We start from the raw sequence: 13772 nt of genomic DNA, 5'->3' as shown, positions 1-13772 counted from the left end.
ACGAGGCCTGGCGGGAGAGGATGGTAGAGTCCGTCCCCATGTCGCTCGTGAGCCACTGTCCCCACTGCGCCCATCCCCTCGAGCCCTTCGCCGCCACCTCTCGCACGGGTGCCCAGGCCGAGCTGGCCCGGTGCGCCCAGTGCGGGGGCTTCTGGGGCGCCGCCGGCCGCATCCAGGACACCTTCGGTGAGCCCGCCAGGCACCAGCTCGTCGGGGGAGAGACGCAGCGCTCGTGCGTGGAGTGCCGCATCCTCATGACTCCCGCGCGGCTCCCCTCGGGCGCTACCGTCGAGGTGTGCTCGGCGTGCCGTGGCATGTTCCTCGATGCCGGAGAGCTCGCCCCACTCGGCGTCCGGGAGACGCCTCCGCCCGCGGCCCGTCCGCCTCCGCCTCGTGCGCCCCCGCCTCCGCCCCGGCGGGCCGAGCCCGCGCATACGCCCGGACAGCCGCATTCCGTGGAGGACCACCGGGAGCTTCCCGTGCTCGTCGTGGAGGAGGAGCCCGTCGAGCAGCCGCCCCCGGGCACCTTCCGCTGCGTGGAGTGTGGCCGGGCCAGACCGCTGCGCGAGGGGCAGGCCCTCCGGGACGGGCTGGCCTGCCGTGCCTGCATGAAGGCGCGCGCGGAGGGGTGAACCGCGCGGCCCTCCCGCCATGCCACTCAGCCGATGATCATGTCCTCGCGCTCCAGCTTGCCCTCCTGGAAGCGGCGCAGGTTGAAGCGGGTGAAGAGCTCATCGGACGCGCCGGTGGTCATCCACTGGGCCATCCGCTCGGCCACCGCGGGCGCCATCATGAAGCCGTGTCCCACGAAGCCCGAGAGCTGGAGCAGGTTCTCCAGCCCCGGCGTGCGGCCGAGGATGGGGCTGTTGTCCGGCGTCACGTCGTAGCAGCCCGCCCACTGCCGCAGCACCTTCACGTGGCCCAGGTTGGGCAACTGCTCGGTGAGCGCCCGCGCGAAGCGCGACACGAAGCGCAGCGTGGAGCCCATGTTCAACCCCGCGGGCTCCAGCGGATCTCCCATGCCTCCGACGATCTCCCCACGCATGGACTGGCTGAAGTACAGCCCCGAGTCCAACACCGACACCAGCGGCCCCAGGAAGGGCTTGAGGGGCTCGGTGCTGAGGATTTCGTGCCGGTGGGGCTCGTTGGGCAGCGACACCCCCGCGAGCCTGGCCACCTCCGGGCTCCACGCCCCCGAGGCCAGCACCACCGTGTCGCACGAGATGTCGCCCCGGTCCGTCTTCACCTTGCGCACCAGTCCGTCCGACAGCTCGAAGCCCGTGACGCGCGTGTACGTCTCCACCTTGATGCCCGCCTTGCGGCAGGCATTGGCGTACCCCCAGAGGAAGGGCCAGGGGAAGATGACGCCGTCCTCGGGGTTGTAGGAGACCGCCTGCGCGTCCTTGAGCGACAGGCCGGGCACCACGTCGCGCGCCTCGTCCAGGGTGAGCATGCGCGTGGGCACGCCGTGCTTGTTGTGCAGCGCCGCGTTGCGCTCCAGGCGCTCGGCCACCGGCTTCGTCTTCGCCATGAAGAGGTAGCCGCCCTGGCGCAGCCACACGTTGATGCCCAGGTCGCGCGCGAAGCGGCCCATCAGCTCGATGGAGCGCTTGGCCAGCTGGATGTTGGCCGCCGTGCCCCACTGCATGCGCACGCCGCCCCCGTTGCGCCCCGACGCGCCCGCGCACAGGTAGCCGCGCTCGAGCACCACCACGTCCGTCTCGCCGCGCAGCGACAGGTTGTACGCGAGCGCCAGGCCCAGCACGCCTCCTCCGACGATGACCACCCGGGCTCGCGCCGGCACCGAGCCCTCGGGCCGCAACGTCGCGGGGAAGGTGTCCAGCTCCTGGGGCACTCCTCCCACCGGAGGCTTCGACTCGTCCACCGGGTACGAGGCCAGCAACGACAGCTCCGTGGGGTAGAGCGGCGGCCGGGGCGTGAAGGGCACGATGCCCTCGGGCTTCTGCGCCTTCTCCTTCGCCAGCAGCGCCGCCACCGCCGACAGGCAGCTCTTGCCCTGGCACACGCCCGTGCCGAAGCCCGTGAAGCGCTTGACCGATTCCACGTCGCGAAAGCCCTTGGCGACCGCGTGGCGGATGTCCTCCACCGTCACGTCCTCGCAGGAGCAGATTAGTGCCTTGCTCATGACTTGCCTCCCACGGCGGTTTGCGTGAGTGAGTGGGCGAGCGCCTCGGCCGCGCGCCGGCCATCCGCCGCCGCCTGGGCCGCGCTCCGTGCGCCCCTCACATCCCCCGCCACGTACACGTCCGCGGCCTCGGTGCGCCCCTCCGCGTCCGCCACCACCGCGAACACCTCGCGCGCCTCGTCGTACTCCACCTTCGCGCCGCCCTGCCGCGCCAGCTCGAAGCTCGGGCTCGGCGCCACCGCCACCAGCACCGCGTCACATGCCACCTTCACCCGGCGGCCCGACGCGTCCTGGTAGCTGAAGCCACTCACCGCGTTGTGGCCGTGCGCCTTGGGCTCGCTGCCCTGGACGGCTCCGGCGGGGGCGTTCGCGGGCGGCGGGCCCTTCAGGTCCACCACCGCCGCCACCTTCGTTCCGCGCTCCGTCATCAGCCGCGCGAGCGCGTACAGCTCGGGGCCCGAGCCCACCAGCGCCGCCGTCTCGGGCGCCACGCCGTAGCGGCGCACCAGCAGGCTCGCCGCGTGGCTGGCGTACACACCCGGCAGATCGTTGTTCTCGAAGGGCAGCATCGGCGGGTGCCCACCGGGCGCGAGCAGGAAGCGCTCGGCGTACACGCGCACGAGCCGCGGCTCCCCGCTGCCCTCGCTCACCGCCGCGAGGAAGCGGCCCTCCTCGTCGTCGAACAGGCCGATGGCCGTGACGCGCGTGCGCACGCGCTCCGGGACCAGGAGCCCCTCGGACGGTGGAGGCGGCGCGTCCGCCTCGGGCACGCCCGCGAGGAGCCGCCCCCCGAGCACGCTGTCACGCTCGAGCAGCAGGAAGGGCAGGCCCTGGGCGGCGAGCACCTGGGCCGCCGCGAGCCCCGCCGCGCCCGCGCCCACCACGGCCACGCGGGTGCGTACCGTCTCCACGGGCAGGCGCTCGGGAGCGGGAGCGGTGGGCAGCAGGCCGAGGCCCGCGAGCTGGCGCGCCACCTTGGCCATGACCTGCTCGGCCACGGGCACGCCAGCGAACATCTCGTGGTGGTCCAACCCCTTGGGGAAGAACCAGTCGATGGCCTCGAACACGTCCACCTTCGCCGAGGGGTAGGCGTTCTGCCGCTCCAGCTTCATGCCGTCGCGGGCCGGCACGCGGCACGTGTAGACGTTGGGCAGTCCGTCCACGCGCATGAGGCAGTGCGAGCACGCACCGGAGAAGCAATACGGTCCGCGGGCGCGGTGGTACTTGATGGAGCGGGCGAGGACGGATTCACCGGCGGCGATGAGCGAGCAGGCAACGGGCTCGCCCTCGATGGCTGGCACCGTTTCGCCCTCGAGGTCCATGGTGATGGACTTGCCGCGCGAGGCGGCATCTGGGAGGCGGCGCATAGGGTGCGCGGGACAATGTCCCAGAGGCCCCGGGCGGTCAAAGCCCGCCTGGGAGTCTCCTCCTCCCACGAGACAAAACAGCCAGCGGGTGAGATGGCGCGGACAACGGCGGCTTCTCCGCCGGAACTGGCGCGGCGCGTCAGGCCGTGAAGCGACGTGTCATGCGCCTGCCGCAATGAAGCGGGGGCGGCGCGAGCGTGGCTTCCGCTCGTCACCGCCCCCATGGGGACTTCCCATGTTCCGTCAGGACGCGCCGCTCAGGAGGTGCGCTGGCCGCCGAAGATGGGCTCGGGGAAGCCCTGCGGGCGGTGGCCGAAGCGGGTGCGGATGACGGCGCCCAGGCCCACCAGCGTCGCGGCCAACATCACCATCGAGCCGAGCACCGGGATGCGGCCCACCAGGAGGAGGATGAACAGCCCCAGGGCGAGCACCATGGCCTGGGTCTTGCGGCCGCGCAGCAAGGGCAGGCGAGCGCCCAGCTCGCTCGCCACCGCGGTGAAGCCCCAGCCCGTCAACACCGGCACCACGACGATGAGCGCCAGGGCGAGCGGAATGCCGATGACGGTGATGCTCAGCATCACCAGGGCGGGGACGAGCGCCAGCGCGCCCAGCAGGCCCACCGCGCCGCTGCGCGCCGGCTCGGCGCGGATCTCCGCGCCCAGGGCCTTCATCCGCGCCGGGAAGAAGAGCTGTCCGAGGAAGCCCATGCCGAAGAGGAGGGCGAACGTGAGCAGGAAGGACGCGAACCGGCCGCCCGAGTCCCGCTCCTCGTCGCGCTCCTGCTTGGCTTCCTTGATGCTGTCCTTGATTTCGCCCGCCACCATGCGGCCGATGTTGGCGCCCCCGAAGGACTCGGTCCGGCCCTCCACCTTCGCCCCTTCCTGCTTGATCACGCTGCCGCCATAGGCGGACACGTCCCCCTCCACCGTCGCGTCCGGGCCGAGCACCACGTTGCCCCCGAAGGCGTGCGCGTCTCCCTCCACGTGGCCGGAGATCTCCAGGTTGCCGCCGAAGACGACGGCGTCCTCGTTCACGTGCCCCTTCACGCGGAGATCGCCCCCGTAGACGACGGCGCTGTCCACCGACTCGTCCTCCGTCACGTCCAGCGAGCGGCCCCGGGCGACCACGTCCTGCGAGCCCCGGCTGGAGCGGCGCACCTTCTTCATCTGGCTGCGCACGTGCTCCTTGAGCTCGTCCTCGTCCATGTCGAAGTCGGACGAGTCCACGGCCACCGGGGGCACGGGCGGAGGTGGCGCCACGGCGGGCACTGGCGCAGGGGGCGCCGAGGGGAGCTCCGCCATGCCGGCCTCTTCCCTCTCGTCGTCCGTCATGGGGCGCAGGGTGTAGATGGCGCCGTCGCGCTCGAGCTTCAGCGAGTGGGCGCGTGCCACCGTGCGCAGGGCCTGCTCGGCGCTGACGTTCTTCAGGCGGATGTCGGCCGGGGTGTCCAGCTCGCCGGTGATGACCACGTTGAGGCCGCCCTCCTCGGCGATCTTCTGGATCGCGTCGCGCAGGGTGCCGCGGAACTGGAGCTGGAGGGTGGGGGAGGAGGGGGCCTCGGCGGGAGCCTGCGCGAGCGACAAGGGCGCGGCGAGCAGGGCGGCGGACAGGAGCAGGGGCGGGGAGAGCTTCATGGCGACACTCACGCTTCGGAAGGTTGGGGACCGCTGCCGGCCAGCCGCTTGATGCCGAACAGGGAAGAGATCAGGAGCAGGGCGAACAGGCCGGCGACGGGGGCCGCCGCCGTGTTCCACAGGGCATTCACCCCGCTGCGCAGGCCCTCGAGAAAGGCCCTGCCATCCACGAGGAGGCGGGCCAGGCTCGTGCCCGCCCCGCTCAGGGCCGCGTCGTTGGAGACCAGCACCCCGAGCCCCACCAGGAGCGAGGCGGCGAGGATGGACAGGCCCGTCCACAGCTCGCGGTGCAGGGGCGGGGGCTCGGCGGCCACCCGCGCCATCACCCGGTGCACGAAGTCCGGCGGAGGCGCCGGATCCGCCAGCCGGTACAGATCCTTCTCCAACTGCCGGTGCTCCTCGAGGATCGCGGCGCACACCTCGCACTCGCGCGCATGCTCCAGCGCGGGGCCCGCGCCCGCCTCCAGCTCGGTGAAGAGCACCTCGAGCTCCGGGCACTCCGGGATCGTGGCGGTCATGTCTGCTCCTCCTGGGCGGGGGTCATCTTCTTGCGCAGCTTCTCGCGCGCCCGGAACAGGCGCGCCATGATCGTGCCCGGCGCGCAGCCCAACACCTGGGCAATCTCCTTCGTCGTGCGCTTCTGCACATAGTAGAGGGCGAGCACCTCCCGGTCCTCGGCGGACAGGGTGGCGAGGGCCGCCTCCAGGGACTGGCGCTCCTGGCGGGCGATCGCCCCCTCCTCGAGCGACGCCTCGCCGCTCGCGAGCACTTCCTTCATCGGCTCGAGTTCCTCGGTGCGCACCTTGCCGCGCCGGCGCAGCAGGTCCATGCAGAGGTTGCGCGCGATGGCCATCACCCAGAGATCAAAAGGGCGGGACTCGTCGTACTTGTGCAGGTGCTGATAGGCGCGCAGGAAGGCCTCTTGCGACACCTCGGAGGCCTCGGCCTCGTTGCCGAGCAGGCGCAGCGCCAGGCCGTACACGGGGCGCTGCATGCCGCGCACGAGCGACTCGAAAGCGGAGGGGTCGCCGCGCCGGGCGGCGAGGACCTCGGCCTTCCAGGAAGGGGCGACGGCCTCATCCGCCATCTGCATCCCAATGGCCCGGGCGAGGTCCGCGACGACTGCTGAGGGGTAGGCGAGTGCGTTCACGCATGGGTCTACGCCCCCGCCCGTCCCCGATTGCGCCGCCGGGGTGGGCGGCGGTCCGGATCATTTTTTCTTCCGGGATTCCGGGCGCTTGGCGGACTGCTCCTGGCGCGCCTGCTCCTTGGCGGTCTTCTTCAGCCGTTGGCGCTCGCGGAAACCGGTGGGGGGCGTGGGGGCGGGCGGGGGCGCGGCGGCTTCCCGGGGCTGGGCGCGCCGGTTGCCAGTGGGCTCGGAAGCCGGCGAGCGCCGGGCGGCCGGGCCAGCGGGCGTGGCGGCGAGCGTGGCGACCCGGGACGGGGCGCGGGGGGCGCGGGCGTCGTCGGCGGAGCCCCGGCGGGCGGGCGCGGCACCGCGGGACGCGGCACGGGGGGGACGGGCATCGCCAGCGGAGGCCCGGCGCGGTCCACGGGGAGCCGGCCCTTCCTCTTCCCGCTCCTCGGGCGGCGTGTACCAGCCCTCGCGGATCTTCTGGGCGCTCTCCTCCTCGTACTCGAAGTGGAAGAGACGCTTGATGACGAGCGTGGCGTAGGCGCCGGGGGGCAGGGTGAAGGCGATGTTGACCTTGAGGAAGCCCCGGTTGAGGTCGTCGTTCTGGACGCGGCCGATGACGAGCTTGTGGGGCACGACGACGGTGGGGCGCTCCTCGTGCTTGAAGTAGAGCATCCGCGGGGCCTCGCGCACGCGCAGATCCTCGAAGGAGGCGATCTTCTCGCGGCCCATCACCCAGTCCATGGCCTGCTTCACCTTCGGATCCTCGATGCGGGTGTCCGGGGCGACGAGCGGGAAGGTGGAGGCGCGCAGGGTGTTGAGCGTCTCGGGGTCCGCGTCGCGGTGGAAGAGCAGGGTGCCCGCCTGGTACTTCATCGGGAAGAGGCTCTCGCGCGGCAGCAGCACCTGGAGGTAGCGCCGCACGCCCTCGTTCCAGAGGTAGCTCTGGTAGGTGAAGAGCAGCATCGCGCGGTAGTCCGCCTCGATCTGCAGGAAGGCACGCACCCAGTCGCCGGGGTGCTCACGCAGGGACTTGAGGATGCGGTGGTACTTGCGGCTGCCCTCGAAGGGCACGCGCGCGTCCCACTTGCCCCAGTTGTCGCGCCAGAAGGCCTTCACCTTGGCGTCCTCCGAGCGATCCAGCTCCGAGGGGCGCGCCAGGTAGTTGTGCAGCGCGGCCTCGAAGTCCCCGCGCAGGAGATCCTTGGCGATGAAGCCCTGGCCGTGCTTGAGCGAGCCGAAGCGCTGGCTGTCGAAGTAGTTCACCACGCCCAGGCGGTTGATCTCCGCGGCGGCCACGTTGAGCGGTCCAACGGACTCCTGCGTCAACATGCGCACGGTGACGGCGAAGCGGTTGGAGGTGATGTTGGCCGCGGACAAGGCCTTGTCCGAGCGCCCCAGGTACTTCAGGCGCAGGTCGGGCTCCTGCATGTCCACGTCGGCGCCGTCCACGGCGATGAGCTGCTCGGTGCGGCCCTGCTTGTCCTTCAGGCCGCAGTAGGAGATGGAGCCGGGCTTGAGGCCGAAGGCCTCGCGCAGGCGGTTGGCCGCGTCGAAGGTGGACAGCTTCTGCTTGTCCATGAGGTAGACGCGGTAACGACCGCTCGCCACCTCGTCGAAGCGGTAGGACTCCTTGACGGAGAAATCCTCGGGTTTCTGCTTGATTCGCACCGGGCTCCCTTAACAGCCGGAGCACCCTGAGTGGAAGGAGTGAAGGGGGGCGGCCTGACAATCGGGCGGGCGGCGGCGTAATCTGCGCTTCCCCTCATGCGACTTCCACTCTTCCTGCTCGCCCTGCTGACAGCCACCGGTTGCGCGTCCACGCTCTCCACGATGCAGACGGCCAAACCCCTCGCCCGGGGCCAGTTCCAGGTGTCCGGCGCGACGGGCGCCTTCGCGCCGGTGGGCCAGCTCGGCACCCTCCTCGAACAGGGCATCGCCCAGGGCAAGGCCATCAAGCGGGCCGTCCAGTCCGGCGAGTCCTACCAACTGCCGGAGGAGGACGCCCAGCGGTTGCTCGGCGTGGGCCTGGCGCTCGCGGTGGCCCCTCCGGGCGCCTCCAACGAGTTGATGGTGCGCGCCGGCCTGCTCGACTCCCATTCCCTGGACGTGGGCCTGCGCCTGAGCTCCACCTCCCTGCGCTTCGACGGCAAGCTGCGGCTCGCGCACGGGGGAGATCCCGAGGACGACTCGCTGCCGGACTACCAGCGCAAGTCCTATGATCTGGCGCTCGGCGTGGGCCTCTCCCGCCACCTCTTCAAGAGCCCCGTGCTGGATGCCCTGGAGATCGTCCAGATCGACGAGTTCTCCCGGTGGGACCTCGAGGTGCCCATCTACCTGAGCCTGGATCTCGGGGACATCTTCAAGCTGTACGGCGCGCCCAAGTACATCTACAGCAGCACCTCGCTGGACTCGCGGCTGGTGGACTACTCGAACTCGGGCCAGGACGTGTCGGGCTTCGACGTGCGGCTGCCGGCCCAGGTGTCCAGCCACTTCGTGGGTGCCAGCGTGGGCTTCGCCCTGGGCTTCCGCTACGTGCACCTCTTCGCCGAGCTCACCGCCGGCTACAGCTCCTGCCGTCCCGTCCTCTTCGGCCGGGAGCGCGACCTCGGGGGCGTCATCGTCTATCCCGCGGTGGGCCTGGCCATCAAGAACCCCTTCCCCCTGGGCTCCCGGGCCCACTCCGACCCCCAGAGCCCGGGAACTCCGGAAAGTTTCCTCTGAGCTGACCCTCCAGGCAGGCGTTCGTAGTCGTTCCGGTGCTCCGGGAGGTCTGGTAGTGTCCCGGAGGTGACGTCGGAATCCGGAGCGTCGAGGTGGCGCGCGTGAGTCAAGGTTCCCCTCCATCCTCGAAGACCGCGGGTCCGCGGGGGCCGCATCTCAAGGGGCGGTTTCCGGACGGGACGACCGGCGAGTTCTCGCTCGGCCAGCTCACGACGCTGGGCCGGCACCCCTCCAACACGCTGCGGCTGGTGGACCGCGAGGTCTCCAAGGAGCACGCCACCATCGAGCGCGTGGGCCGCGAGTACGTCCTGCGCGACCTGGGCTCCTCCAACGGCACCTTCGTCAATGGCAAGCGCGTCTCGGAGCTGAAGCTGCGCGACGGGGACGAGATCAGCGTGGGCGCCACCAAGCTCACCTTCTACTCCGGCGAGTCCCCGGGCGTGGCCGCCCCGCTGTCCTCGGGCCTGGGCGGCACGATGTCGCGCTCGCCCCGGGTGACGGTGGTGGCGCAGTCGCACTCGGTGCCCGCCTTCCTCGCGCAGATGGATCAGCAGGGGCCGCCGCAGAACTTCCGGCCCGCCGAGCAGATCCAGGAGCTCGCCACCCTCAAGCGCGAGTACGAGAAGCTGCGCACCGCCTACGAGTTCCACCGCCAGGTGAGTCAGCAGGGCAAGCAGGCGGATCTCTTCGAGCAGATCCTCTCGGTGTCCTTCCAGCTCCTGGCGGCCGACCACGGCGTCATCCTCAAGGCGGGCCCGGACGGGCAGTTCACCGTGCCGGTGGCCGTCAAGCACCGCCACGGCCGGCCGGACAACGTCATGGTGTCCGACACGGTGCTGCAGAAGGTGGCCGAGACGCACAAGGCGGTGCTCACCGCGGACGCCATCATCGACGAGCGCTTCTCCTCCTCGGAGAGCATCGTGGCGCAGGGCATCCGCTCGGCCATGGCGGTGCCGCTCTTGTCCAAGGGCAAGCTGGAGGCGGTGCTCTTCCTCGACTCGCGCCAGCAGACCAACGCCTTCTCGGAGAAGGACCTGACCATCCTCTCGGGCATCTCCGCCCAGGCGGGCATCGCCCTGGAGAACGCGGCCCTGGCGGCGCAGGTGCAGAGCGAGGCCATCACCCGCGCCGAGCTCAGCCGCTTCCTGTCGCGCGCGGTGGCCGAGGCGGTGATCCGCGGCGAGACGGAGGACCTGCGCCAGAGCCGGCTGGCGGAAGTCACCTGCCTGTTCGCGGACATCCGCGGCTTCACCACCCTGTCGGAGAACGAGTCTCCGCAGGAGGTGGTGAGCATGCTCAACGAGTTCTTCACCCTCATGGCCGGCGTGGTGTTCCGCCACGAGGGCAACCTGGACAAGTTCATCGGCGACTGCGTCATGGCCGTCTGGGGTCCGCCCTCCAGCCACCCGGACGACGCGGCGCGGGCGCTGCGCGCGGCGCTGGAGATGCAGGACGCGGTGGACGTGCTCAACGGCACGCGCATCGCCGCGGGCAAGCGGCCCATCGAGGTGGGCATCGGCGTGAACACCGGCCAGGCGGTTGTCGGCTACATGGGCAGCACCGAGCGCCATGAGTTCACCGCCATCGGCGACACGGTGAACACCGCCTCGCGCCTGTGTGGGCTCGCGCGCGGGGGCGACGTCGTGGCCAACGACAGCACGGTGAAGAAGGCCGGCTCCGGCTTCGACGTGGAGCCGCTGCCCGTCACCCAGGTCAAGGGCAAGGAAAAGGGCGTCCAGCCCTACCGGGTGCTCGGCCTGGAGATCACCAACACCCACCACGACTGATGGCGACCCAGGACTGTCCCAACTGCGCGCGGACGCACGAGGTGGGCTCCCTCCAGGCGGGGGCGGAGGTGTCGTGTGCCTGCGGCACCCGCTTCCTCGTGCGGGCCTCGCGCGCGGCGGCCCCTCCGCCCGGAGCCGAGGAGGGAAACCTGGAGAGCACCTTCGTGGGCGGCACGCTGGCGGTTCCCGGCTACGAGCTGTTGCGCGTGCTGGGCCGCGGCGGCATGGGTGAGGTGTGGCTCGCGCGGCAGATGTCGCTGGGCCGCCGCGTGGCGGTGAAGGTGCTGCCGCCGCGGCTCGCCAAGGATCCCGAGTTCGTCCAGCGCTTCGACAAGGAAGCCACCGCGCTCGCCACGCTCAGCCATCCCCACATCGTGCAGATCATCGACCGGGGCGTGGCGGGCGAGCACTACTACTTCGTCATGGAGTACGTGGAGGGGCGCTCGCTGCGCGACGTCATGGACGAGCTGTCCCCGCCCGAGGCGCTGCGCGTGGCGCTCCAGGTGGCGCGCGCCCTGGAGTGCGCCCAGGAAAAGGACATCATCCACCGCGACCTGAAGCCGGAGAACATCCTGGTGGATGGGCGCGGGCACGTGAAGGTGGCGGACTTCGGGCTCGCGGGCATCCGCCGGCCCGACTCCACGGAGCGGCTGACGGCCACGTCCGTGGCCATGGGCACGCTCAACTACATGGCGCCCGAGCAGCGGCGCGACGCCAAGAACGTGGATGGGCGCGCGGACCTGTTCTCGCTGGGCGTGATGCTCTACGAGATGCTCACTGGCGAGGTGCCGGTGGGGCGCTTCCGCCTGCCGTCCGAGCGCGTGCCCGGACTGGACAAGCGCGTGGACGCGGTGGTGGAGCGGCTCTTGGAGACCGAGCCCGAGGCGCGCCCCGCGCGGGCCTCCGAGGTCTGCCGGATGCTCGAGGCGCTCGTCAGCAACGTGTCGTCCACGGGGCCCGCGCTCGCGCCGCTCGGCCCGGAGCGCAACCGGCTGCGCTCGGGTTGGCGGCGGGTGCGCGCGGCGCTCTCGGTGATGGGCGCGCTGGCCGTGCTCGCCTACGGCGTGAGGGGGCTGTCGGACACGCCCGTGGGCCTGCCGTTCGGCGAGGACAAGCTGGTGTTCGGGCGGGTCTTGCGCGTGGTGCCCAGCCCCAAGCCCTGGCCCGCCAATACCAATGGTGATCTCTTCGTCAGCTCGGTGCTGGAGGAGCTGGCCGACGGGCGGGTGCGCCTGGGCGTGGACTTCGTCGGGGGCGAGGAGAACGTGAATGCCCACGCGGGCACGTGGACGCTGGAGAATGGACAGCTCCACGCCATCCAGGGCGGCAACGACGCCGGGGGCGGGCAGCTCATCCCCCGCGCCTACCTGGCCCGCCGCTACTTCTCCAGCGACGACTTCTCCGCCGAGGTGCTCATGAGCGCGAGCGCGCTCGGCCGCGGCTACCCCGAGGAGGCGGACGCCCAGCACTACGCCGAGCTGTCCTTTCGCGTCACCGGCCTGCAGGTGTCCGTCTATGCCATCCCCGGCACGGGCATGCGCCTGAGCTGGCGCTACACCACGCCCGAGGGCCGCGACGTGGTGGGCAACAGCGCGCAGGAGGTGGCCGACCTGGTGCAGGACGAGACCCCCGTTCCCCAGGGCCCCTTCCGCGTGAAGCTCCAGCTCAAGCGCAAGAAGGACGGCGTGGAGGTGGCCGCCTACCTCAACGGTGAGAGTGAGCCCTTCGCGCACAAGTACCTGGAGGGACTCCAGGGGCGCTCGGCGAAGGTGGCCCTGGGGTGCCGCAACCTGGTCTGCACCTTCGACGATCTGGTGGTCCGAGGCCTCCAGGCCCGGAAGGAGTCGGATCGTTCGCTGGCGGAAACCCCGCCGGAGTAACGCGCCCGTGGCGAACGGTGGCCCCCTGGCAAGGGGGGGCGGCCACCCGGGCACCCTTGTCGGCGGCCCGCCGCGTCCGCACTTTTGGCGAGGTCGAGGCCCGTGCGGGACGGTGGGCCGGGGTGGATTGGGGGCAGGGGAGCCATGGACTTGCGGTGGGCATTGGCCCCGTTTTGCGCGGCGGGACTGGGCGCGCTGATGGTGGCGGCGGTTTCCTGGAGTCGCGGCGACGTGAGGGCCTCGCTGCCTCGCGCGCCGCTCGCGTGGTTGGGGTTGCTGGCGGGGTGCTTCGCGCTCCTGTCGCTGCGCTACGGCGCGGGCCCGCTCATGTGGGTGTCTTCCGCCGTCTTCCGCCAGGCACTGGGCGTCGGACTGCTCATGGTCGCGGCGGGGCTGGCGGTGGTGGGGTCGCGGATTCGCGTGCGCGCGGACGCGCTGCGGGCCGAGGCGCCCCGGAGCCTCGACGAGGGCGTGGAGGCGCTGCGCCGGGGTGAGACGCCGGGCTGGGGGGTGTACCGGGGCCGGCTCGCGGCGAGCGATCAGGTGACGTCGCCGAGCGGCGTGGTGTGCGCCTTCTACGAGGCGGAGCTGCGCGGCGTGACGCCCGGTGGCGGCAAGGGCTCGCTGTTGTCGGTGGAGCGGGCGTCCGCGCCGGTGGTGCGCATGCGCGGGGAGAAGACGGAGGCGGCGTTGAGCTTCTCGCCCGGGCTCGTGCTGGCGCCGCTGCGTGTGCGGCCCTGCCTGGTGGGACGGCCCGCCGAGGTGGGGCCGGGACTGGACGCGCCCGTGGAAGGGGCGCCCCCCGAGGAGGCGCTGTCGTACGAGCGGGTGGGCAAGCTCGGCGAGGAGTGTCTGGTGGTGGGGGAGTTGCGGTCCGGTCCGGTGGCGGGCGGGTATGAGCTGCGCGGCCGGCAGGGCGGGCCCGCGATGGTCATCCTCGGCGACGCGGCCGAGGGCACCGGGACGCACCTGTCGCGCCGGGCCTGGAAGCTGTTCGCGGCGGCGGGGGGGCTCACCGTGGCCTCCGCCTGGGTGCTCGCGGGCTGAATTGTCGGTTGTGCTCCACGCTTCGTGATGCGACATCATCCAGGTCGCCAAC

Annotated in this window: 11 protein-coding genes; 5 read left to right on the top strand and 6 right to left on the bottom strand. The window is 71.5% G+C overall.

Going from position 1 to position 13772, the window contains the following annotated elements:
* The first annotated feature begins 38 nt into the window (after positions 1 to 38).
* On the top strand, positions 39 to 632 hold the full coding sequence (locus F0U63_RS26135; protein WP_395833533.1) for a zf-TFIIB domain-containing protein: 594 nt from the start codon (positions 39 to 41) through the stop codon (positions 630 to 632).
* A gap of 26 nt (positions 633 to 658) precedes the next feature.
* Here the strand turns inward: F0U63_RS26135 and F0U63_RS26130 are convergent, their stop codons facing one another.
* The 6 genes from F0U63_RS26130 to truD all read right to left on the bottom strand — a co-directional run bounded on the left by F0U63_RS26130 (position 659) and on the right by truD (position 7953).
* Positions 659 to 2146 (bottom strand): FAD-dependent oxidoreductase, encoded by a 1488-nt coding sequence (locus F0U63_RS26130; protein ID WP_395833531.1) that lies wholly within the window; start codon positions 2144 to 2146, stop codon positions 659 to 661.
* Positions 2143 to 3513 carry a 2Fe-2S iron-sulfur cluster-binding protein gene (locus F0U63_RS26125; RefSeq protein ID WP_395833529.1) on the bottom strand — a complete coding sequence of 457 codons (1371 nt, stop codon included), beginning with the start codon at positions 3511 to 3513 and terminating at the stop codon, positions 2143 to 2145. Before F0U63_RS26125 ends, F0U63_RS26130 begins: the two co-directional genes overlap by 4 nt.
* 257 nt (positions 3514 to 3770) lie before the next feature.
* Positions 3771 to 5147: a hypothetical protein gene (locus F0U63_RS26120; protein ID WP_395833527.1), complete on the bottom strand. Its 1377-nt coding sequence runs from the start codon at positions 5145 to 5147 to the stop codon at positions 3771 to 3773.
* Between the two features lie 8 nt (positions 5148 to 5155).
* Positions 5156 to 5665 carry a hypothetical protein gene (locus tag F0U63_RS26115; RefSeq protein ID WP_395833525.1) on the bottom strand — a complete coding sequence of 170 codons (510 nt, stop codon included), beginning with the start codon at positions 5663 to 5665 and terminating at the stop codon, positions 5156 to 5158.
* Positions 5662 to 6234, bottom strand: coding sequence for an RNA polymerase sigma factor (locus F0U63_RS26110; protein ID WP_395848428.1), 573 nt, complete (start codon positions 6232 to 6234; stop codon positions 5662 to 5664). Before F0U63_RS26110 ends, F0U63_RS26115 begins: the two co-directional genes overlap by 4 nt.
* Before the next feature lie 123 nt (positions 6235 to 6357).
* A complete protein-coding gene (truD, locus tag F0U63_RS26105) occupies positions 6358 to 7953 on the bottom strand; it encodes a tRNA pseudouridine(13) synthase TruD (RefSeq protein WP_395833523.1) in 1596 nt (531 codons plus the stop codon).
* A gap of 96 nt (positions 7954 to 8049) precedes the next feature.
* Between truD and F0U63_RS26100 the strand changes: the two genes are divergently transcribed.
* The 4 genes from F0U63_RS26100 to F0U63_RS26085 all read left to right on the top strand — a co-directional run bounded on the left by F0U63_RS26100 (position 8050) and on the right by F0U63_RS26085 (position 13720).
* Positions 8050 to 9006 (top strand): hypothetical protein, encoded by a 957-nt coding sequence (locus F0U63_RS26100; protein WP_395833521.1) that lies wholly within the window; start codon positions 8050 to 8052, stop codon positions 9004 to 9006.
* A 101-nt stretch (positions 9007 to 9107) separates the two neighbouring features.
* Positions 9108 to 10793 carry an adenylate/guanylate cyclase domain-containing protein gene (locus F0U63_RS26095; RefSeq protein ID WP_395833519.1) on the top strand — a complete coding sequence of 562 codons (1686 nt, stop codon included), beginning with the start codon at positions 9108 to 9110 and terminating at the stop codon, positions 10791 to 10793.
* Positions 10793 to 12673: a serine/threonine-protein kinase gene (locus tag F0U63_RS26090; RefSeq protein WP_395833517.1), complete on the top strand. Its 1881-nt coding sequence runs from the start codon at positions 10793 to 10795 to the stop codon at positions 12671 to 12673. Before F0U63_RS26095 ends, F0U63_RS26090 begins: the two co-directional genes overlap by 1 nt.
* Before the next feature lie 144 nt (positions 12674 to 12817).
* Positions 12818 to 13720 (top strand): hypothetical protein, encoded by a 903-nt coding sequence (locus tag F0U63_RS26085; protein ID WP_395833515.1) that lies wholly within the window; start codon positions 12818 to 12820, stop codon positions 13718 to 13720.
* Positions 13721 to 13772: the final 52 nt, after the last annotated feature.

The sequence above is a fragment of the Cystobacter fuscus genome (genome assembly GCF_044360685.1).
GTDB classification, from domain to species: domain Bacteria; phylum Myxococcota; class Myxococcia; order Myxococcales; family Myxococcaceae; genus Cystobacter; species Cystobacter fuscus_C.
This window is presented reverse-complemented; position numbering and strand designations above follow the sequence as displayed.

What these genes read in the sequence shown, in the direction of transcription:
- F0U63_RS26085 (WP_395833515.1), top strand. Translation starts at nt 12,818, where the DNA reads ATGGACTTGCGGTGGGCATTGGCCCCGTTTTGCGCGGCGGGACTGGGC.
- F0U63_RS26135 (WP_395833533.1), top strand. Translation starts at nt 39, where the DNA reads ATGTCGCTCGTGAGCCACTGTCCCCACTGCGCCCATCCCCTCGAGCCC.
- F0U63_RS26130 (WP_395833531.1), bottom strand. Translation starts at nt 2,146, where the DNA reads ATGAGCAAGGCACTAATCTGCTCCTGCGAGGACGTGACGGTGGAGGAC.
- F0U63_RS26115 (WP_395833525.1), bottom strand. Translation starts at nt 5,665, where the DNA reads ATGACCGCCACGATCCCGGAGTGCCCGGAGCTCGAGGTGCTCTTCACC.
- F0U63_RS26125 (WP_395833529.1), bottom strand. Translation starts at nt 3,513, where the DNA reads ATGCGCCGCCTCCCAGATGCCGCCTCGCGCGGCAAGTCCATCACCATG.
- F0U63_RS26090 (WP_395833517.1), top strand. Translation starts at nt 10,793, where the DNA reads ATGGCGACCCAGGACTGTCCCAACTGCGCGCGGACGCACGAGGTGGGC.
- F0U63_RS26100 (WP_395833521.1), top strand. Translation starts at nt 8,050, where the DNA reads ATGCGACTTCCACTCTTCCTGCTCGCCCTGCTGACAGCCACCGGTTGC.
- F0U63_RS26110 (WP_395848428.1), bottom strand. Translation starts at nt 6,234, where the DNA reads ATGGCGGATGAGGCCGTCGCCCCTTCCTGGAAGGCCGAGGTCCTCGCC.
- F0U63_RS26120 (WP_395833527.1), bottom strand. Translation starts at nt 5,147, where the DNA reads ATGAAGCTCTCCCCGCCCCTGCTCCTGTCCGCCGCCCTGCTCGCCGCG.